Source organism: Methylosinus sp. RM1 (assembly GCF_011378635.1).
GTDB lineage: Bacteria > Pseudomonadota > Alphaproteobacteria > Rhizobiales > Beijerinckiaceae > Methylosinus > Methylosinus sporium.
Genome location: NZ_WOVC01000024.1, coordinates 19,047 through 37,508 on the forward strand (window position 1 = coordinate 19,047; position 18,462 = coordinate 37,508).

The following is an 18,462-nucleotide window of genomic DNA, read 5'->3' on the forward strand; positions in this document are numbered from 1 at the left end:
CGCATGGGCTCTTCTCCCCTCCTCGACGTCCGCGATCTCTCCGTCGCCTTCTCGCAAGGCGGCAAGGAGACGCTCGCGGTCGATAAAGTCTCCTTCTCGGTCGAACGTGGGCGCACGCTGGCGCTCGTCGGCGAATCCGGCTCCGGCAAATCCATCACCGCGCTCTCCATCGTGCGGCTGCTGCCGCCGGCGGCGATCCACACATCGGGACGCATCGACTTTTCCGGCGAAGATATTCTGAAGGCATCGGACGCCGAGCTGCGCGCCATTCGCGGCGCGAAGATCACAATGGTCTTCCAGGAGCCGATGACCTCGCTCAATCCGCTGCAGACGATCGAGCAGCAGATCGGCGAAATCCTCGAGCTGCATGGCGCGCGCGGCGCGGAAAAAATCCGCGCGCGAGTCGTGGAGCTGCTCGGCGAGGTCGGCATTCCCAATCCATCCGAGCGTCTCACCGCTTTTCCGCATCAATTGTCGGGCGGCCAGCGCCAGCGTGTGATGATCGCCATGGCGCTCGCCAATCGGCCGGACCTGCTCATCGCCGACGAGCCGACGACAGCGCTCGACGTGACCGTGCAGGCGCAGATTCTCGCTCTGCTGGAGCGCGTGCAGAAGACCTATGGCATGGCCATGCTCTTCATCACCCATGATCTCGGCCTGGTGCGGCGCTTCGCCGACGATGTCTGCGTGATGCAGCACGGCCGTATCGTCGAGAAGGGCGATGTCGAGAAAGTCTTCTCCGCGCCCGAGCACCCCTACACCAAGGCGCTGCTCGCCGCCGAGCCCAAAGGCGCGCCGCCGGTGGAGGACGAGAACGAGCCCGTGCTCGTCGCCGCCAATGATCTCAAGGTCTGGTTTCCGATCAAGCGCGGCTTCCTGCGCCGCACCGTCGGCCATATCAAGGCGGTAGATGGCGTCACCCTCGCGGTGCGCCGCGGCTCGACGGTCGGCGTCGTCGGCGAATCGGGCTCCGGCAAGACGACGCTCGGCCTCGCGCTCTTGCGACTCATCCGCTCGGAGGGGCCGATCCTCTATCTCGGAGAGCGCATAGACGCGAAATCGGTCGCGGAAATGCGCCCGCTACGCCGCGACATGCAGATCGTCTTCCAGGACCCTTACGGCTCGCTGTCGCCGCGCATGTCGGTCGCCGAGATCGTCGCCGAGGGCCTCGGCGTGCAGATGCGCGGCCTCTCCTTCGAGGAGACGCGCGAGATCGTCGCCAAGGCGCTGGCCGAGACGGGGCTCGATCCCGCCATGATGGATCGCTATCCGCATGAATTCTCGGGCGGTCAGCGCCAGCGCATCGCCATCGCCCGCGCCATTGTGCTGAAGCCGAAATTCATCGTGCTCGACGAGCCGACCTCGGCGCTCGACATGTCCGTGCAAGCGCAGATCGTCGATCTGCTGCGCGAGCTGCAGGCCAAGCACAGCCTCGCCTATCTCTTCATCAGCCACGATCTCAAGGTGGTGAAGTCGCTGGCGGCGCATCTCATCGTCATGCGCCACGGCAAGGTGGTGGAGGAAGGCCCGGCGACGGAGGTCTTCGCCGCGCCCAAGAGTGATTATACGCGCGCACTCTTCGCCGCGGCCTTCCGCATAGAGGCCGAGCCGCACCCGGGCGACAAGGCCTGATCGCGGCGAGAGCCGCGCGGGCAAAAATCACGCGCGCCCTTGCGGCGAAGTCTTGGCTTCGTCACACTCGGCGGCGACGATTCGAATTCTTTCGAGGCTATTCATGAGCACGCGCGCAAGGGACGCCGCCGATATCATCGGCGCGCGCAATCCTCTGGGGCCGATCGAAACCGCGGTCGTGCTCGGACGCGAATTTCTCGCCGCCGCCGATATCGGCGAGCAGGCGGTCGCCATTCCCTATTCCGAGCTGCCGGGATTTCCCGAGATCGAGGGCGGCGAGCTTCTGATCGGCCTCGTCGAAGGCGCGCCCATGCTGTTCTTGAAGGGCCGTTCGGAGTTCTACGAGAGCGGCGATCCGAGCCTCATGTCTTCGCCGATCGAGACATTGATGCATTTGAACGTGCGCGCACTTCTCTCCACCGGCCTCGCGGTCTCGACCAATGCGGATTTCCAGCCCTCTTCTATTTTCAGCGTGACCGATCACATTAATTTCAGCGGCTTGAACCCTCTCATCGGCGCCGCAGGGCAGAATTTCGTGAATATGAACGGCGCCTATGACAAAAGGCTGCTGCGACGGCTCAAGCAGGCCAGCGCCGGCGCCGGGGTGACGCTGAACGAAGGCGTGCTCATGTGGTTCTCCGGCCCGAGCTACGAGACCCCGGCCGAAGTGAAAATGGCCCGTATGCTCGGCGCCGATGCGCTCGGAATGTCGATCGCGCCGGAGGCGATCCTGGCCAAGCGCTTCGCTCTGCCCTTCGCGGCCGCCGCCGTCATCACAGACTATGCGGCGGGCTTCGCCGGCGGCAATCCGGCCTATGATCCCAGTCGAACCTCCAGCCTCGTCGCCTTGCGACGACTGCTGCGCGCCTTTCAGAAATTCAAATAGCGCCGAGGCTCGGCGACCGTTACGTCGGATTCGGCCGACGGAAGGCCATCACATTGGCGTCCAGCGATTGCACCCGCTCGCCGAGCTGATTGGAGGTAACGACGCGAATGGCGACCATTCCGCGATCGTCGCGGGACTTCGACGCCGTGATGCGCCGGATCGTCGCCTCGACGCTCAAGAGATCGCCGGGCCGCACCGGCCGCAGCCATTCGATCTTGCCGCCGACGCCGATCAGCCCGCCGGAGAAAGTCGCGCATTGCGTCAGCAGCCGCATTGTGAGGGAAGCGGTGTGCCAGCCGCTCGCAACCAAGGCGCCGAACAGACTGCTCGTCGCCGCCGCCTCGTCGAGATGAAAGGGCTGCGGGTCGAATTTGCTCGCGAAAGCTTTGATCTCTTCGATCGTCACCTCGATCGGCCCGGCGCGAAAGCGCTGATCGACGAAGAGGTCTTCGAGATAGAGCGGCTCGGGCATATCCCTCACTCCAATCCCTCATTCGATGAGGCGCCGCACGCTCGTCACCGCCGAGCCCGAAGCGAGAATCCGCTCGCGCGCCGGCGCGAAGGGCTCGCTCGCGACCTGAAGATGGAAGGCGTTGGCGTGCAGCAGGCGCTCCGCATCCTGCATTATGCCGACATGCCCTTTCCAAAAGACGAGATCGCCGCGCCGCAACGGCTCGCCCTCTGCGAGCGCGCGACCGAGCCCATTCTCCTGCAAATCCGTGTCGCGCGGCGCCTCTATCCCGGCCATTGCGAGCGAGGTCTGCACCAGCCCCGAGCAATCGACGCCGAGCCAGCTCTTGCCGCCCCAAAGATAGGGAGCGCCGATGAGACTCTCCGCCATGGCGACGAAATCCGCGACGCGCGCCTCGCGCGGCGTCAGATGCGAGCGATAGAGGAAGCCGCCGCCGGCCTCGATCAAAAACTTGTCGCGCTCGCCGACGATCTCGACATCCGCGCCGAGCGGCAGAGCCAGCAAGGGCGGGTCCTTGATCTCTGGCCGCGGAAAAACAAAGGTGCGGGGAACGCAGACGCGATGCGTCGGCGTCTCGATCCGGCTCCACAGAACATTGGCGGCGATCCAGCCGACATAGGAATCGCGCTCGAGCTGGACCCAGGACCAACCCTCCTCATCGTCATAGACGATGACCGTCTCGCCATAGAGCGCCTGCGTGTCGAGCCGCGCGTCCGGCCGCGGCTCGCGCTTCAGATCGGCGACGCCTTCCTTCACCTGCATCCGCCGCCCGTCGACGAAGCGCGCCGCCTCGACCTTGCCCTCGAGATGACGCGCGGCGAGATCGGGCCGCGCCGGCGTCAGCCTTTTGTCGAAGCTCTCGCTCATGCCTTCACGCTCCAACGCGCGGCGCGCTCCTCGATCAATTCGGCGAGGAGGCGCGCCGTTTGAATCTCGCCGCCCTCCGGTCGGCCCGGCTTGGCGGAAGGATTCCAGGCGAAGAGATCGAAATGCGCCCATTTCTCCGGCTTGGTCACGAAGCGGCGCAGGAACAGCGCCGCGGTGATCGAGCCCGCATGTGCGCTCGACGACACATTCACGATATTGGACGCTTTGCCTTCGAGCTGCGAATCATAGGGCTCCCACAAAGGCAGCCGCCAGACCGGATCGCCGAGCTTGCGCCCGTAAGTCTCGATCTCCAGCGCCAGAGAATCGTCTCCCGTATAGAAGGCGGGCAGTTCCGGGCCGAGAGCGACGCGCGCGGCGCCGGTGAGCGTCGCGAAATCGATCAGCAGATCGGGTTCCTCCTCGCACGCCAGCGCCAGCGCGTCGGCGAGAACGAGACGCCCTTCGGCGTCCGTATTGCCGATTTCGACGGAAAGACCCTTGCGGCTCGGGTAAATGTCGCCCGGCCGCATGGCGTCGGCGGAAATGGCGTTCTCGACGATGGGCAGCAGCACCCGCAGGCGCAGGCGCGCGGAAGAACCCATCAGAATATCGGCCAGAGCCAGCGCCGTGGCGGCGCCGCCCATATCCTTCTTCATCAGCAGCATGGCGCTGCTCGGCTTGATGTCGAGGCCGCCGCTGTCGAAGCAGACGCCCTTGCCGACCAGCGTCACCTTCATCGCTTCTTCCGGCCCGAAGGACATATCGACGAGCCGCGGCGCCTGCGCCGCCGCGCGGCCGACCGCATGGACCAGCGGGAAATTCTCCGACAGCAGCGCATCGCCCGCAATGACGCGCGCCTGCGCGCCATGTCGCGCGGCGAGCGCCAGCGCCGCCTCGGCCAGAGCCTCCGGCCCCAGATCATTGGCGGGCGTGTTGACGAGATCGCGCCCGAAAGAGAGAGCAGCCGCGACGCGCTCTATGCGCGCGCGATCGGCGTCCTGCGGCGCGCAGAGGCGCGGGCGCTCCTTCTTGGGCGCGACATAGCGCGAGAAGGAATAGCAGCCGAGCAGAAAGGCCAGCGCCGCCGCATAAGAATCCGAAACGCCTTCGCGCAGACGATAGAGGCCGGGCGGCAGCAAGGTCGCGAGCTTGCCGGGAAGGAAAGGATCGCGATGACGCGCCCCCGCCGCCTCCACGCCGAACAGAACCACCGCCGGCGCGCCATCCGGCCCCGGCGCGAGCAGATGCGCGCCGACCTTGCCGTCGAAGCCGCAAGCGCGCGCGAAAGCGGCGATGGCCGGCGGCAAGGTCTCGGCGACGACCGGCCAGCTCTCTTTGTCGACGAAGTCGATCGGCGTCGCTTGCGCCGTCCAATCCTCCAATCGGCTCATTTCAACCTCTTTTCTTGTTCATTCGCGTCTTTGCGGCTTGTTTACCACCAAGACGCCAAGGACACGAAGACGATATAGGAGCCCGTATGGAAATCGGCCCGCTCTCCCGCTATCGCGCCCAGCTCGCGCTCGGCGCGCGGATCACCATCGCCGCTATGGCGACGCTCGGAATCGGCCATCTCCTCGGCACACCGATGATTTTATGGGCTGTGCTGACGGCGGTCATCCTCACGCAAATGAGCGTCGGCCGCTCGGTGAAGGCGACGATCGACTATTCCTTCGGCACGTTGGGCGGCGCGATCTACGCCGGGCTCGTCTCCAATTACGTGCCCGGCGCGCATGAGCTCGCGCTGCTCCTGCTGCTCGGCCTCGCCATCGCCCCGCTCGCCCTGCTCTCCGCGCTGACGCCGCGCTTCTCCGTGGCGCCGGCGACCGGCGTCATCGTCGTGCTCGCGCCGACCATCACGCATGTCACGGCCTTTCACTCGGCCTATGATCGCGTGCTCGAGGTGGCGCTCGGCGGCGCGGTGGCGCTGTTCGTGTCGCATCTCGTCTTTCCGGCGCGCGCGCGCATTCTCGCGCTCGAGGCCGGCGCCGACATGCTCGACCTCATGGCCAGGGCGCTGCCTGTGCTGTTTTCGGGCTTTGCGCGCCCGCAGGATCCAGAATCCATTCGCGATTTGCTGCGCGGCGTCGGCGACGCCTTCGCCCGCCTCGACAAAATGGAGCAGGAAGCGCGCCATGAGCGCATCGCCTTCCTCGACGCCGAACCCGATCTCGCGCCGCTGTTGCGCGCCTTGCTGCGAATGCGGCACGACCTCGTGATGATCGGCCGCGCCGCGGTCACTCCTCTGCCCGACGCGCTGCGTCTGCGGCTCGAGGCGCCGCTCGCCGCGATCGCGGAAACGGCCGCCGCCCATCTTCACGATTGCGGCGCCGCGCTGACCGCGGCGGGAGCGCCCAACGTCAGCGCCTCGCTGGAAGCGGCGTTCGACGCTTATTCGGGAGAGATCGCCACACTGCGCGAAGAAGGTATTTTGCGCAGCCTGCCGGTCGAACGCGTCGAGCACGTCTTCGCGCTCGGCTTCGCGCTCGAGCAATGGCGCGGCGACCTCGAGGAGCTCGATCGCAGGATCGCCGAACGCGCTCGTTAAGGAAGCGGCAAGGTTAACGATTTATTGCTCGACCCAGACGGTTCAACCGCAAGAGAGGGTCGCCCGATGTTCTCGTCCAATTTCGTCGCGTCGCGCCGCCGCAGCGCGCCGAGCGCGCTCGCGATCTGCGCCCTGCTCGCGCTCTCCGGCTGCGCCCAGCCGTTCTCCGACGTCACCGGATCGATCGGCGCCGGATCGCTCGGCGCGACGCGACGCGCCGAGCTGCCGACCGACGAAGCCCAGCTACGCCGCTTCGCCGAGGAATGGGGCCATCGCTTCGACGCCGACCCGAAGAACAAATCCGTCGCTCTGACATATGCGCGCGCGCTTCACGCGCTCGACCGCAATGTCCAGGCCGTCGCCGTGCTGCAAGGGCTGGCCATTCGCTATCCCGACGATCTCGCCGTTCTCGGCGCCTATGGCAAATCGCTCGCCGACGCGGGGCGCCTGCGCGAAGCGGCCGATGTGCTCTCGCGCGCCCATACTCCCGAACGCCCGGACTGGTCGGTGCTCTCCGCGCAGGGCTCGATCGCCGATCAGCTCGGCCATCATGAAGAAGCGCGCGACTATTATCAGACGGCTCTGAAGATCAAGCCCGACGATCCGAAAGTGCTCTCCAATCTCGGCCTCTCTTACGCGCTCTCCAAGCAGCTGCCGCAGGCCGAGAGCACATTGCTGACGGCCGCCGCGCAGCCCGCCGCCGACATGCGCGTGCGCCAGAATCTCGCGCTCGTGCTCGCGCTGCAAGGCAAGTTCGACGAGGCCGAAAATTGGTCTCGCTATGATCTGTCGCCGATCGACGCTGCGGCCAATGTCGCCTCCATCCGCCAGATGATCGCGCAATCCAACAGCTGGCGCGAGATCCAGATCTACAGCGAGAAGACGAAGCGAAAGAGCGCCGAAACGCCCGCGCCGCGCGGAAAGCTCGGCGCGCTCACCAGCTCTGCGACATCACCTGAATGATCGCCGGCGCCATAACGACGACCATCAGCACCGGCAGGAAGAAAATAATCATCGGGACAGTGAGCTTTGGCGGCAGAGCCGCCGCCTTGCGCTCGGCCTCGGCCATGCGCATGTCGCGACTCTCCTGCGCGGTGACGCGAAGCGCGCGACCGAGCGGCGTGCCATATTTCTCGGCTTGAATGAGCACGGTCGAAATCTGCTTCACGCTCTCGAGCCCGGTGCGCGCCGTCAAATTCTGAAACGCCTGCCGACGATCCGGCAGGTAGGAGAGCTCCGCCGTCGCCAGCGCGAACTCTTCCGCCAGCGCGGCCGAACGCACGCCGATCTCCTGTCCCACTTTGCGAAATGCGTGATCGACCGACATGCCGGATTCGACGCAGATCAGCATAAGATCGAGCGCGTCGGGAAAAGCGATGCGCATACTCTCCTGCCGCTTGGTGATCGTATTGCTGATGAACAGCTCCGGCGCCTTGACGCCGAGATAGGTCGCGAAGATCACAATTCCCGTTTTCGTGAGCAAGGGCCAATCGGAATCGTCGAGCACGACGAGATAGAACACCGCAAAGAGCGCGAAAGCGATCGGCGCCACCAGGCGGAAGAACAGAAACGCCACCTCCGCCTGCGGCCCGCGATAGCCGGCCGAGGCGAGGCGCAGCTTGGCGTCGTCGGTGTTGAGCCATGTCGACAGCGAGAAGCGGTCGACGACATTCTTCATATATTGCTTGGGCTGCTGCCGCAGACCGCCGCCGTCGGCCTTGGCCGCCGCGCGCTCGCGCGCCCTGATGCGCTCGCGCTCATTGGCGACGCTCTTCATGCGCTTCGTCAATGTGTCGCCTTGCAGAAATGTCGCGCCGATCGACCAGATGGTGGCGATGACCGACATTGCGACGAGGACGCTGAAAACCAGCCGCCCATTGGTCGCGAATTCGACGATCTTCTCCATGAACCAGACCTTTCGTTCGACTCGACCGCTCAAATATCGAAGTCGATCATCTTTTGCATGATGAAGACGCCGATCGCCATCCAGAGCAGGCTCGCTCCGATGATGATATTGCCCACCGTCGTATTGAAAAGCACCCCGATATAGGCCGGATTGGTGAACCAGACGACGAGCCCGACGAGAAACGGCAGGCTGCCGATGATGCCGGCGGACGCCTTGGCCTCGGCCGACATGGCTTTCACCTTGGCCTTCATTTTCTTTCGCTCGCGCAGCACGCTGGCGAGATTGGTGAGCGCCTCGGAGAGATTGCCGCCCGCCTTCTGCTGAAGGCTGATCACGATCGAGAAGAACGACGCTTCCGCCACCGGAACGCGCTCTGCGAAGCGTTCCGTCGCCTCGGCGATCGACAGGCCGATCGTCTGCGACTCGACGATCTGACGAAACTCGCTGCGCACAGGCTCCGGCGCCTCGCCCGCGATCATGCGAAAGCAATCGGCGACCGGCAGGCCGGCTTTGACGCCACGAATGATGATGTCGACGGCGCCCGGAAACTCGGCGATGAATTTGGCGATGCGCCGCTTCGCCAGAAAGCCCAGCAGCCAATGCGGCGCGCCGACGCCGGCGACGACGCCCGCGCCCAGCGCGACGAGAAGATCGGAATTGAACACGAAAGCGACGAAAGCGATGACGAAGCCGAAGGCCGCGGAAGCGAGGAGAAAGATCGGAGGCGTCGTCGTGAGCCCCGCTTGCGCGATACGCTGCTCGAGCGTCACTTTCGCCTTTTTCTTGGTCTCGACATCTTTGAGACTATCCTGAATCACCTTGCGACGCTTGGCCGGATCGCCATTGCGCGCGTCGCGGCGCCGATCGGTGGACGACATCAGCGCCGCCGTCCGCTTCTGCGCCAGTATCTCGCCGGAGAGATAGGGATAGACGAATGCGTACATCACTCCGCCGACGGAGAGCATGACGAGCGCTGCGGAAAGGAGCGACTGAGGATCCATAGTCTGGTCCCGCGATCAATTTTCGTCGTCGATGACTGAGGCGGCGTCGAGCGCCGCGGCGAGCCGGTTCTCCTCGCCATAGTAGCGCGCGCGCTCCCAGAATCGCGGCCGGCCGACGCCGGTCGAACGATGGCGGCCGATGATGCGCCCATTGGCGTCCTCGCCGAGGATCTCATAGACGAAGAGATCCTGCAGCGTGACGACATCCGCCTCCTGGCCGAGCACCTCGGTGATATGGGTGATGCGACGCGAGCCGTCGCGCAGGCGCGCCGCCTGCACGATAATGTCGATCGACGACACGATCATATCGCGGATCGTCTTGGCCGGCAGCGAGAAGCCGCCCATGGTGATCATGGATTCGAGACGGCCGAGCGCCTCGCGCGGCGAGTTGGCGTGCAGCGTGCCCATCGAGCCGTCATGGCCAGTGTTCATCGCCTGCAGAAGGTCGAACGCCTCCGGCCCGCGAACCTCGCCGACGATGATGCGTTCGGGACGCATACGCAGGCAGTTCTTGACGAGATCGCGCATCGTCACGGACCCCTGCCCTTCCAGATTGGGAGGACGCGTCTCCAGGCGCACCACATGCGGCTGCTGCAACTGCAATTCAGCCGCGTCTTCGCAAGTGATCACGCGCTCGTCGGTGTCGATATAATTGGTGAGACAGTTGAGCAGCGTCGTCTTGCCGGAGCCCGTGCCGCCGGAAATCAGCACATTGCAGCGCACGCGGCCGATCACCTTCAACACTTCGCCGCCTTCGGGCGAGATGGAGGCGTAGCGGATGAGCTGATCGAGAGTGAGCTTGTCCTTGCGGAACTTACGAATGGTGAGCGCCGGGCCGTCGATCGCCAGAGGCGGCGCGATGACATTGACGCGCGAGCCGTCGAGCAGGCGCGCATCGCAGATCGGCGAGGATTCGTCGACGCGGCGGCCCACTTGGCTGACGATGCGCTGGCAGATATTCATCAGCTGCGCATTGTCGCGGAAGCGGATGTTGGTGAGCTGGATCTTGCCGCCCACCTCTATGTAGGTCTTGGCGGCGCCATTCACCATGACGTCGGCGATGTCGTCGCGCATGAGCAGCGGCTCCAGCGGACCATAGCCGAGCACGTCGTTGCAAATATCCTCGAGCAGCTCCTCCTGCTCGGCGATCGACATGACGACATTCTTGATCGCGACGATCTCATTGACGATGTCCCTGATCTCGTCGCGTGCGCTTTCCGGCTCCAGCTTGGAGAGCTGCGCGAGATCGATCGCCTCGATGAGCGCGCCGAAGATCATGCTTTTGGTGACGTAATATTGCTCCGAGCGCTTTTGCTCGGCGGCAGGCGCCGCCACCGCCATCACCGGCTCCGCGACCGGCGCCGGAGCCTTGCTCACCGGCGCCGGCTGCTGCGCTGGCCGCGCGGCTCCTGTCTGCGCCGCTCCGACATTGGTCCGCTTTCCGAACATGCGATCTCCCCGTAACGCCTATGCGTCGCTCGTCAACCGGCGAGCTTTCGCGACAAACGATCGAGCAGCGGCGCGAGCAATCCGCTCTTGGACTTGCGGCTCACGGCGCGCCCCGTCAGCTCGCGGCCGAGCGCGTCGAATTGCTCGATGAGCTTCGAGCCAGGCTCGACCTCGGCGATCATTTGTCCATTGTTCGACGCGGCTCCGAACAGCTTCGGGTCGAAGGGAATGATCGCCGATGGCTCCATCTCTATCGCCTTGGCGAAATCCGCCACCGCGATCTCCGGGCGCTTCGGAACGCCGACGAAATTCAAGACGAGCTTGGGCGGCGCATCGTTCTGACGCGCCGCGCGCAGCTGATCGACGAGCGTCTTGGCGTTGCGCAGATTGGCGAGGTCGGGCGCCGCGACGATGGCCACCTCGTCGGCGCCGATCAACACGCGCTTCGTCCAGGAGGACCATTGATGCGGAACGTCGAGAACGGTGCAGGGCGCGGTCGCCCGCAGCGTGTCGATGATCGCGTCGAAGGCGGTCTCCGGCAGATCATAGAGGCGATCGACCGTCGCCGGCGCCGCGAGCAGGCTCAGCTGATCGCTGCACTTCGACAGCAGTCGGTCGATGAGATTGGCGTCGACGCGATCCGGCGCGAACACCGCCTCGGCGACGCCCTGCGGCGGGTCCTGATTGAAGTCGAGCCCCGCAGTGCCGAAAGGCAGATCGAGATCGGCGACGACGGTCTGCATCTGCAGCGCGCGCGCGATCGACCAAGCGAGGTTGTGCGCGATGCAAGAGGCGCCGACGCCGCCCTTGGCGCCGGCGATCGCGACGATGCGCCCGAGCGCCTCGGCGCTGTTGTTGTAGAGATCGGAAATACGGGAGATGAAACCGAGCACATCGATCGGCGCGACAATATAGTCGCTGACGCCTCGCGCTATCAGCGCGCGATAGAGCGAAATGTCGTTGACATGGCCGAGCACGACGACCTTTGTGCCGGAATCGCAGGATTCCGCCAGAGTCTCGAGCTGCGAAATGAGAGCATGACGCTCGCCGACGGCCTCGAGCACGATCAGATTGGGCGTCGGCGCCGATCGAAACGCCTCGATCGCCGCGACGACGCCGCCCATATGGACTTTGACATGCGCCTTGTCCATGCGGCGATCCAAGGCGGCCGAATTCATCACCGCCACGGCTTCCGGCGTCTCGCAGAACGCCTGCACGGAAATGCGCGGTAACGGAGCGATCTGCGCCGCGTCGCTTTCCGCTATTGCCGACTGCTCTTTCATCAACCGCCTCCAACCCCGCTGATATTCGATCCCTTGACGCGCCAATTGGTCGCGGGATCCGCGCCTTTGCGCACATTGCCGATCGCACGCATTCGCGATTCGATATCGGCGGGCGTTTCGCCGCGCGGCGCCGCGAGATCGCGAGGATCGTCGATCTGCGCCGCGAATGTCGTCTGGCTCGCACAGCCGAAATTCCAATAGGTCGTATTGTCCCAGCCTTCGAGCGAGCTCGCCGAAGCGAGATCGGCCGGCCATTCGCCGCAGCGTCCGGCGACCTTCGCGCGAACGCCCTGGAACGACAGCCGCACCGGCGCGGCGAGATTGGGATCGCTGACCGGATAAGAGGCGACATAGACGGCGCCCGAGACGCCATTCTCGGCCAATATGCGTCTCACGGCGTCGACGCCGCTGCGCGCCGCGAGCTGGTCCTTGGCGCCGGTCGGCGCGAGAAGCGTGATTTGGCCATGGCCGAAGCGCCGATATCGCAAAACGAAGTCGCGAATGCGCCCCGTCGTCGCAAAGTCGACACCCTGCGACGGAAAAACATCGATCGAGACGCTGGCGTCCGCGAGCGCCACGGGATGGCGGTCGCGATAATCTTGCGCGACGGCGCGCGGCGGCAACGTTCTGTTCACGCCGCAGCCGGCGAGCGGCGCCATCGCTGCGAGGCAGGCGAGCCTCACCGCGAAGACTTCGAGTTTCGCGCTGTTCAGTCGGATAGACATATGAGACCGCTCCTCGCCCGCGCTCAGTCCTGAATGAAGCCGATGCGGCCCTTCAGGCGCGGAACCGCTTGCGGATGTTGGGGATTGGCGTAGAGCCGATTGACGCGCCCGAGCAGCCATGCCTGCGGGTCGGTGGCGTCCGCGAAACCGTCGTCCGGCCGCGCCACGTCACGCGCCTGGATCGAACGCGCGATATAGGGCGTGATGACGATGAGCAGCTCGGTCTCGTTGCGGAGATAGTCGCGCGACCGAAACAGCGTCCCGATCACGGGCAGATTGAGCAAGCCGGGCAGACCGTTGACGGCTTGATCCGACTTCTGCTGCAAGAGCCCAGCCGTTGCGATGGAGGCGCCGGAGGGCAGCTCGACGCTCGTCTCGTTCTTGCGGGTCTTGAAGCCCGGAACTGTGACGCCATTGTAGGTTTGCGCGCCTTGGTAGTCGACCTCCGTCACTTCGGTGGCCAGATGCAGAAGAATGCGTCCTTCGGCGAGCACCACCGGCGTAAAGTTCAGCGAGACGCCATATTGCTTGAACACGATGCCGACGGTGCAGAGGATAGAGCTGCTGACGCAATTTCCGTTGCCGGGCACCGCGACTTCGCCTCCGACCGTGAATTTGGCGGCCTCTCCCGAGACCGCGGTGACGGTCGGTTCGGCGAGGATGCGCGAGACGCCGTAGCGCTCATAGGCCTGGATCGTCGCAGTCGTGCCGTTCGGTCCGTTGAGGCTCAACGCGCTCGTGGTGAGCGCCCCATTTATCGCAAAGGGGTTTTGCTGAACCAGCTTGCCCCAGCCGCCGGTGAGGATCGTCTCGCCGGCGCTCTGCGCCGAAACGCCGAGCTGCTTGATCACGCGCCGCTGCACCTCGGCGACGGTGACCTTCAGCATCACTTGATCTTGCGTATTGATGGTGAGCGCATTGACGACGAGCCCTTCACCGCCCGCTCCATTGCCCTGCGACGAAGCCGATCGGGCGGCGAAGCCTTTGGCGATGTCGACGGCGCGCTGCGCCTCGGCCGCCGACTCCACAGTGCCCGTGAGGATGATCGTGTCATTCACCGTGCGCGCCGTAATGTTCGATTTGGGAAGCGCGGCGCGCAGCAGAGGACCGAGCTCGCCGACGTCGCGACCAATGCTGATCTCGAGATTGGCGATCTGCCGCCCGGCGCGATCGATGGCGAAAATCGTGGTTTGACCGGTCTCCGCGCCCATGATGTAGAGCTTGCGCGCCGAACGAACGACGGCGTTGGCGACCTTGGGGTTGCCGATCACGATTTCAGACGCCTCCGCCGGCAGATCGACGATGATCGATTTGCCGACGCCCATGGCGATGCGCCGCGACAACAGCGCGTCCGAGCCCGTTTCGACTCCCGGCCTCTCCAGGGCGAATGCCGGAGCCGCCGCCAACGAGACGCCCGTGAGCGCGAGGATCGCGAGAGCCGCGGCTCCCGACAGACGACACGCCGAGGCGTTCATGCGCTTCGTTCCGCTTTCGATTTTCGCCATAGGGCGCCGTCCTTCGATGAGCAGCATCGCGTCACCGCGTGCGCATGGTTGTCGGGACGCCGAAGCGCACGACCGTGAGCGAGTCGTCCGCCGCCGACGCCTGCTTGTCGTCGTCATGCGCGTCCGCCATGGAGCGCAGCATGAGCGCCAATTGGCCAGTGCGCTGCGCGAGAATGACGAGCTCGGCCTGGCGCGGCTCGAGATCCAGCGTGGCGGTCGCCCCGGTGACGACGGATTCGCCGTTCTTGGTCTCGACGATCGGCCCGATCGCCATCACGCGCACATTGGTCAAAATGATTTCCGACGAGAGATCGGCAGCGCCTTCGCGGCCGCGATCGGCGTCGCGGAATGTGCGCATCACATCGACATGATCATTGGGAAGTATGAATCCGCCGGCGGTGGTGTTGGGCGAAATGTCGATCGCGACGGCGCGATGTCCGGCAGGAAGCAGCGTCGACATCAGCCCGGCGGTCGGCCCTTTGACGAGTCGCTCGCGCCGCACCGGCTCGCCATTGGAGATCGGATTGCGGACATAGGAGCCGCGCAGCTCCTCTTTGGCGTTCGGCGCCTCGCTCTTGCGCAGCACGCCCTGCGGCACGGCCCCGATCGGCCATTCGATCCAATTTGTGTCCGGCTCCGCGAGCGCCGTGCCGTAAGAGAGATCGCGCGTCGCCACCAAGACATTGTCAGTCTGCGGCTGCGTGGGGATCATTTGAACGATCTTCGGCGCCTCGGGAGCCGTTCCGCTCATCATCAGAAAGGCTCCGCCGCCCGCTGCGACAGCGACGCCGAGAACCACGATCTGCGCCTTGTTCATTTGCTTCCAGTCCGATCGCCCCAGCTAGAACGGAGCAATCCGAATGAAAGCGGAAAAACGTCAAATTATGGTTAATCGCCGGTAAGAGACCGGCTCATTTCCGGATTCGCAGCGGCGCGGCTTTCGCGCTCCGCGCAAATCACGCCGCCGTGAGCAGCGTCCAGAGCTGGGAATTCGGATAGACCGCGATCCCGGCGATCGCCAGCGCGATTCCATATGGGACCCCCTCGGTCGCGTCGCACAAATGAGCGAGCCGGGGCGAATCGACGACGAAGCGCGGCTCGTATCGGCGCAGAGCGAGGATCGCGAGAGTGAGCGCGCCGCCCACGAGAGACGCCACGAGCGCGTAATCGGCGAGTTGCTCGAAGCCGAGCCACAAGGCCGTTGCGGAGGCGAGCTTGGCGTCGCCGCCCCCCATCCAGCCGCGATTGAACATCAAAAACGTCGCCACCAGAACCGCCGCTCCGCAGGCGACATGCGAGAGCACGCTGTCGAGCGGCATTGCGGCCCATGCGGCGAAGACGGCGAAGAAGCCGACGAGCGCCAGCGAGACGCGGTTGGGTATCGTCATTGTGAGAAGATCGGCGAAGGCCGAAAACGCCATGAGCGCCGGAAAGAGAATCAGCGCGGCGGCGGCTGCGATCATGAGCGTCGTTCCTGTCGCCGCGCCTTTTTCATCTGCGACAAAGGCGCCTCTCGAATTTGCGTTGCGCGCGCCGAAAGCGCGCGCGATTCGCGCGTCGCGCGGCGAGGAGCCGACGCGCGCGCACGAGTCGTGATCGCTCAGCTGAGGTTCTGGGCGATCTTGTTGAAGGTCTCGGACAGATTGCTGCCCACGAGCTTCACGGCCGTGATGATGATAACGGAAATCAGCGCGCCGATCAGGCCATATTCGATAGCCGTGGCGCCGGACTCATTGTCGAGAAATTTCAAAAACGACGATTTCATCGTCCACTCCCGATATTTGGCGTCGCAATTCGACGCCGGCTGACCGAGCCGGCCGGCCCGTTCGAGCCGGCCTGCGGCGGATTTGCGAGCGCTGACGAGCTCTCGTCGCGGCGGCGACGAGATCGTCCCCCGCCCGACCTCAGCTCAGATTCTGAGCGATCTTGTTGAAGGTCTGGGACAGGTTGCTGCCGACGAGCTTCACCGCGGTGATGATGATGACCGAAATCAGCGCGCCGATCAGGCCGTATTCGATGGCGGTCGCGCCGGACTCGTCCTTTACGAACCGCGAAAACAAGCTCTTCATACTCGTGCTCCTCGCTCTATTGACTGCATCCCCGCGGCGCGCTCGTCGAACACGCTCGCCGGACCGTTCGAGACCCTACGTAGAACTTCTTGCAAACGCGTTAATCCCATTGTCGACCGCGCCGCGCGAAATCGCAGCTCCGTCTCATTTTCAGCAATGATTCACTATTACGTGGTTTTCTCGAGCCGGAGCCTCGCAAAGGCACGGATTGTTTCAGAGGTGCGTGATGCGCTCGACGCGTTTTTCTGGTTATTTGGCGCTGCTGGTCGGCGTGACGGTCTCGGCCGGCGTCGCAGTGGCGCGCGACGGCGAGCGACGCGGCGTCTTCGTCGATATCGATCACGCTCGCGTCGTGCGTATGCCGGAAGGAGCGCAGACGCTGATCGTCGGCAATCCGCTCGTCGCCGATGTGACCATGCTGAAGACAAATCGTCTCATGGTGGTCACGGGAAAAAGCTTCGGGTCGACCAATCTCATTCTGCTCGATCCGACCGGCAATCAGGTCGGCGAGGAAACCATCACCGTGGTTCAGCCTATGAACAAGCTGGTCGTGCTGCGCGGCGCCCGACGCGAATCCTATGCGTGCGCGCCCGATTGCGCGCCGACCGTCGATCTCGGCGACGACAAGGACTATACGGCGCGCGTTCTCGAAGCGGTCAAGCAGCACGAGGCCTCCTCATCGCCCAAGCGCTGACAAAGCTGCGTCACACGCCCTTTCGGGCCATATGGGTTCGAGACATGAGCGGAGAAGAGAATTCATCGCGACAGGCGATGCGCAGCCTCACAGCGAGCCTCATTCGATTCGGCCGCGATCGCGACGCGGCGCTCGCGGTCGAATTCGCTATGGTGCTCGTCCCGATGCTCGGTCTGCTCGGCGCGATTTTCGAGACCGGCATCGTCTATTTCAAGAGCCAGCAGCTGCAGATCGCCACCCAACGTGCGAGCCGCGCCGTGCTGACGCACAGCCTCGGCAGCATGACCTATCAGAGCTTCATCGATAATTACGTCTGCACATGGCAGTCGACGGGCGCCGTCGCCGCGGGCACGCTGAGCAAATCCTTCGATTGCTCGAAGCTTCTCGTCGACATCGCCGACGTCGGCACTGGAACGGACTGGTCGAGCGCCTCCACCTCCAACGCCTTTTATCTCGCCCCTCCGTCGTCGAGCGCGACGATCACAATGCCGGCCCCCGGACATATCGCCGTGGTGCGCATCGTCTATCCCATGCCGGCGGTCACGGCCATTCTCACCGGCGGAATTTTGACCGGCATAACGCTCGGCAAGACGACCAGCGGCGAGGTCGCTTACAGCAATCGCTGGACGCATCTCTTGTTCGGCGTCGCCGCTTTTCGCGTGGAGCCGACGTGAGCCGCCCCTGCGCCGAGCGCCGCGACGCACGCGCCCTCCTCGCGGAGAATCGCGCCTTCGCCGCGGTCGAATTCGCGCTCATGCTGCCGCTCGTCCTCGTCGTTTATCTCGGCCTCGCGGAGCTGGCGCTCGGGCAGCGCGCGAGTCAAAAGGTCGAGCTCGTCGCGCATACGCTCTCGGATCTCGCCGCGCAGCAATTGACCGGCGGCTCGAATCCCGGCCAGGCAGGGATCGACGAGACGACGATTAAAGCGATCTTCTCCGCCGCGACGACGCTGATGGCGCCGCTGCCGAGCGCCAATTTGAAGATGACGATTTCCGAGGTCGCCATCGTCGCCGACGCCACTCAGACGAGCGGCTACAAGGCCACCGTGCAATGGAGCGTCACCAGAAACTCCGGCGCGCTGCGACCCTGCAAGATCGGCGGAGTCGCCAAGCTCAACGCCGCCGATGTGGCGCCCGTCGACCCGAACTCGATGCCGACGAGCTATACGACCGCGAAATCGGTGACGCTGGCCAACGCCGGCGGCGGCTCGACGACGACGAGCGTTACGCCCACCGTCGGATCGATCATCGTCGCCGATGTGATCTACACTTATCAGCCCTCGTTCAGCCGCACGATCACCTGGCTGAAGACCGCGACGCCGCAGATGTCGCGCACCAGCTATTCGCCGGTGCGCAACACCTACAGCCCCAATCACATTCAATATTACATGACGAGCGGAACCAATTGCACGCCCGGCACGCCGTGAGC

General features: G+C 64.7%; 20 protein-coding genes. 7 read left to right on the forward strand and 13 right to left on the reverse strand.

What is annotated here, in order from left to right:
• Window positions 1–3: 3 nt before the first annotated feature.
• Window positions 4–1,632 carry an ABC transporter ATP-binding protein gene (locus FMZ75_RS15310; protein ID WP_166144036.1) on the forward strand — a complete coding sequence of 543 codons (1,629 nt, stop codon included), beginning with the start codon at window positions 4–6 and terminating at the stop codon, window positions 1,630–1,632.
• Between the two features lie 103 nt (window positions 1,633–1,735).
• Window positions 1,736–2,518, forward strand: coding sequence for a phosphorylase (locus tag FMZ75_RS15315; RefSeq protein ID WP_108916530.1), 783 nt, complete (start codon window positions 1,736–1,738; stop codon window positions 2,516–2,518).
• 19 nt (window positions 2,519–2,537) lie between these two features.
• Here FMZ75_RS15315 and FMZ75_RS15320 read toward each other — a convergent pair whose 3' ends face one another.
• The 3 genes from FMZ75_RS15320 to FMZ75_RS15330 are packed head-to-tail and all read right to left on the reverse strand — an operon-like array spanning window position 2,538 to window position 5,248.
• Complete coding sequence (locus tag FMZ75_RS15320; RefSeq protein WP_166143988.1) at window positions 2,538–2,990, reverse strand: MaoC family dehydratase; 453 nt, start codon at window positions 2,988–2,990, stop codon at window positions 2,538–2,540.
• An 18-nt stretch (window positions 2,991–3,008) separates the two neighbouring features.
• Complete coding sequence (locus FMZ75_RS15325) at window positions 3,009–3,857, reverse strand: C40 family peptidase (protein ID WP_166143990.1); 849 nt, start codon at window positions 3,855–3,857, stop codon at window positions 3,009–3,011.
• A complete protein-coding gene (locus FMZ75_RS15330) occupies window positions 3,854–5,248 on the reverse strand; it encodes a M17 family metallopeptidase (RefSeq protein WP_166143992.1) in 1,395 nt (464 codons plus the stop codon). The genes FMZ75_RS15325 and FMZ75_RS15330 overlap by 4 nt, the downstream gene beginning before the upstream one ends.
• Window positions 5,249–5,334: 86 nt before the next feature.
• Here FMZ75_RS15330 and FMZ75_RS15335 point away from each other — a divergent pair, with 86 nt between their 5' ends.
• Window positions 5,335–6,402 (forward strand): FUSC family protein, encoded by a 1,068-nt coding sequence (locus FMZ75_RS15335; RefSeq protein WP_166143994.1) that lies wholly within the window; start codon window positions 5,335–5,337, stop codon window positions 6,400–6,402.
• A gap of 66 nt (window positions 6,403–6,468) precedes the next feature.
• Complete coding sequence (locus FMZ75_RS15340) at window positions 6,469–7,365, forward strand: tetratricopeptide repeat protein (RefSeq protein ID WP_108916525.1); 897 nt, start codon at window positions 6,469–6,471, stop codon at window positions 7,363–7,365.
• On the opposite strand, the gene FMZ75_RS15345 is transcribed toward FMZ75_RS15340, so the two are convergent.
• The 10 genes from FMZ75_RS15345 to FMZ75_RS15390 form a co-directional block, all read right to left on the reverse strand.
• Complete coding sequence (locus FMZ75_RS15345) at window positions 7,337–8,308, reverse strand: type II secretion system F family protein (protein WP_166143996.1); 972 nt, start codon at window positions 8,306–8,308, stop codon at window positions 7,337–7,339. The genes FMZ75_RS15340 and FMZ75_RS15345 overlap by 29 nt on opposite strands.
• Window positions 8,309–8,337: 29 nt before the next feature.
• Complete coding sequence (locus tag FMZ75_RS15350; RefSeq protein ID WP_166143998.1) at window positions 8,338–9,309, reverse strand: type II secretion system F family protein; 972 nt, start codon at window positions 9,307–9,309, stop codon at window positions 8,338–8,340.
• A 15-nt stretch (window positions 9,310–9,324) separates the two neighbouring features.
• On the reverse strand, window positions 9,325–10,758 hold the full coding sequence (locus FMZ75_RS15355) for a CpaF family protein (RefSeq protein ID WP_166144000.1): 1,434 nt from the start codon (window positions 10,756–10,758) through the stop codon (window positions 9,325–9,327).
• Between the two features lie 32 nt (window positions 10,759–10,790).
• Window positions 10,791–12,041 (reverse strand): CtpF protein, encoded by a 1,251-nt coding sequence (locus FMZ75_RS15360; RefSeq protein WP_166144002.1) that lies wholly within the window; start codon window positions 12,039–12,041, stop codon window positions 10,791–10,793.
• Window positions 12,041–12,766, reverse strand: a complete 726-nt coding sequence (locus FMZ75_RS15365) for a CpaD family pilus assembly protein (RefSeq protein ID WP_142862985.1) — start codon at window positions 12,764–12,766, stop codon at window positions 12,041–12,043. Before FMZ75_RS15365 ends, FMZ75_RS15360 begins: the two co-directional genes overlap by 1 nt.
• A 23-nt stretch (window positions 12,767–12,789) precedes the next feature.
• The gene (locus FMZ75_RS15370) at window positions 12,790–14,271 is read right to left on the reverse strand and encodes a type II and III secretion system protein family protein (protein WP_246728996.1); all 1,482 of its coding nucleotides are present in this window, start codon (window positions 14,269–14,271) and stop codon (window positions 12,790–12,792) included.
• A gap of 31 nt (window positions 14,272–14,302) precedes the next feature.
• Window positions 14,303–15,088: a Flp pilus assembly protein CpaB gene (gene cpaB / locus FMZ75_RS15375; RefSeq protein ID WP_166144006.1), complete on the reverse strand. Its 786-nt coding sequence runs from the start codon at window positions 15,086–15,088 to the stop codon at window positions 14,303–14,305.
• Between the two features lie 139 nt (window positions 15,089–15,227).
• Window positions 15,228–15,734 (reverse strand): prepilin peptidase, encoded by a 507-nt coding sequence (locus tag FMZ75_RS15380; RefSeq protein WP_166144008.1) that lies wholly within the window; start codon window positions 15,732–15,734, stop codon window positions 15,228–15,230.
• Between the two features lie 137 nt (window positions 15,735–15,871).
• Complete coding sequence (locus tag FMZ75_RS15385; protein ID WP_142862981.1) at window positions 15,872–16,036, reverse strand: Flp family type IVb pilin; 165 nt, start codon at window positions 16,034–16,036, stop codon at window positions 15,872–15,874.
• A 139-nt stretch (window positions 16,037–16,175) separates the two neighbouring features.
• Window positions 16,176–16,340, reverse strand: coding sequence for a Flp family type IVb pilin (locus FMZ75_RS15390; RefSeq protein ID WP_018265749.1), 165 nt, complete (start codon window positions 16,338–16,340; stop codon window positions 16,176–16,178).
• A 226-nt stretch (window positions 16,341–16,566) separates the two neighbouring features.
• On the opposite strand from FMZ75_RS15390, the gene FMZ75_RS15395 reads away from it, so the two are divergent.
• The 3 genes from FMZ75_RS15395 to FMZ75_RS15405 all read left to right on the forward strand — a co-directional run bounded on the left by FMZ75_RS15395 (window position 16,567) and on the right by FMZ75_RS15405 (window position 18,460).
• Window positions 16,567–17,034: a pilus assembly protein N-terminal domain-containing protein gene (locus tag FMZ75_RS15395; protein WP_142862980.1), complete on the forward strand. Its 468-nt coding sequence runs from the start codon at window positions 16,567–16,569 to the stop codon at window positions 17,032–17,034.
• 77 nt (window positions 17,035–17,111) lie between these two features.
• Window positions 17,112–17,708 carry a TadE/TadG family type IV pilus assembly protein gene (locus FMZ75_RS15400; RefSeq protein WP_246728997.1) on the forward strand — a complete coding sequence of 199 codons (597 nt, stop codon included), beginning with the start codon at window positions 17,112–17,114 and terminating at the stop codon, window positions 17,706–17,708.
• Window positions 17,705–18,460, forward strand: coding sequence for a TadE/TadG family type IV pilus assembly protein (locus FMZ75_RS15405; protein ID WP_142862978.1), 756 nt, complete (start codon window positions 17,705–17,707; stop codon window positions 18,458–18,460). The genes FMZ75_RS15400 and FMZ75_RS15405 overlap by 4 nt, the downstream gene beginning before the upstream one ends.
• Window positions 18,461–18,462 lie beyond the last annotated feature (2 nt).

Excerpts from the sequence above, each read along its gene's own strand:
- FMZ75_RS15310 (WP_166144036.1), top strand. The coding sequence starts at position 4 with ATGGGCTCTTCTCCCCTCCTCGACGTCCGCGATCTCTCCGTCGCCTTC.
- FMZ75_RS15315 (WP_108916530.1), top strand. The coding sequence starts at position 1,736 with ATGAGCACGCGCGCAAGGGACGCCGCCGATATCATCGGCGCGCGCAAT.
- FMZ75_RS15320 (WP_166143988.1), bottom strand. The coding sequence starts at position 2,990 with ATGCCCGAGCCGCTCTATCTCGAAGACCTCTTCGTCGATCAGCGCTTT.
- FMZ75_RS15325 (WP_166143990.1), bottom strand. The coding sequence starts at position 3,857 with ATGAGCGAGAGCTTCGACAAAAGGCTGACGCCGGCGCGGCCCGATCTC.
- FMZ75_RS15330 (WP_166143992.1), bottom strand. The coding sequence starts at position 5,248 with ATGAGCCGATTGGAGGATTGGACGGCGCAAGCGACGCCGATCGACTTC.
- FMZ75_RS15335 (WP_166143994.1), top strand. The coding sequence starts at position 5,335 with ATGGAAATCGGCCCGCTCTCCCGCTATCGCGCCCAGCTCGCGCTCGGC.
- FMZ75_RS15340 (WP_108916525.1), top strand. The coding sequence starts at position 6,469 with ATGTTCTCGTCCAATTTCGTCGCGTCGCGCCGCCGCAGCGCGCCGAGC.
- FMZ75_RS15345 (WP_166143996.1), bottom strand. The coding sequence starts at position 8,308 with ATGGAGAAGATCGTCGAATTCGCGACCAATGGGCGGCTGGTTTTCAGC.
- FMZ75_RS15350 (WP_166143998.1), bottom strand. The coding sequence starts at position 9,309 with ATGGATCCTCAGTCGCTCCTTTCCGCAGCGCTCGTCATGCTCTCCGTC.
- FMZ75_RS15355 (WP_166144000.1), bottom strand. The coding sequence starts at position 10,758 with ATGTTCGGAAAGCGGACCAATGTCGGAGCGGCGCAGACAGGAGCCGCG.
- FMZ75_RS15360 (WP_166144002.1), bottom strand. The coding sequence starts at position 12,041 with ATGAAAGAGCAGTCGGCAATAGCGGAAAGCGACGCGGCGCAGATCGCT.
- FMZ75_RS15365 (WP_142862985.1), bottom strand. The coding sequence starts at position 12,766 with ATGTCTATCCGACTGAACAGCGCGAAACTCGAAGTCTTCGCGGTGAGG.
- FMZ75_RS15370 (WP_246728996.1), bottom strand. The coding sequence starts at position 14,271 with ATGGCGAAAATCGAAAGCGGAACGAAGCGCATGAACGCCTCGGCGTGT.
- cpaB (WP_166144006.1), bottom strand. The coding sequence starts at position 15,088 with ATGAACAAGGCGCAGATCGTGGTTCTCGGCGTCGCTGTCGCAGCGGGC.
- FMZ75_RS15380 (WP_166144008.1), bottom strand. The coding sequence starts at position 15,734 with ATGATCGCAGCCGCCGCCGCGCTGATTCTCTTTCCGGCGCTCATGGCG.
- FMZ75_RS15385 (WP_142862981.1), bottom strand. The coding sequence starts at position 16,036 with ATGAAATCGTCGTTTTTGAAATTTCTCGACAATGAGTCCGGCGCCACG.
- FMZ75_RS15390 (WP_018265749.1), bottom strand. The coding sequence starts at position 16,340 with ATGAAGAGCTTGTTTTCGCGGTTCGTAAAGGACGAGTCCGGCGCGACC.
- FMZ75_RS15395 (WP_142862980.1), top strand. The coding sequence starts at position 16,567 with ATGCGCTCGACGCGTTTTTCTGGTTATTTGGCGCTGCTGGTCGGCGTG.
- FMZ75_RS15400 (WP_246728997.1), top strand. The coding sequence starts at position 17,112 with ATGCGCAGCCTCACAGCGAGCCTCATTCGATTCGGCCGCGATCGCGAC.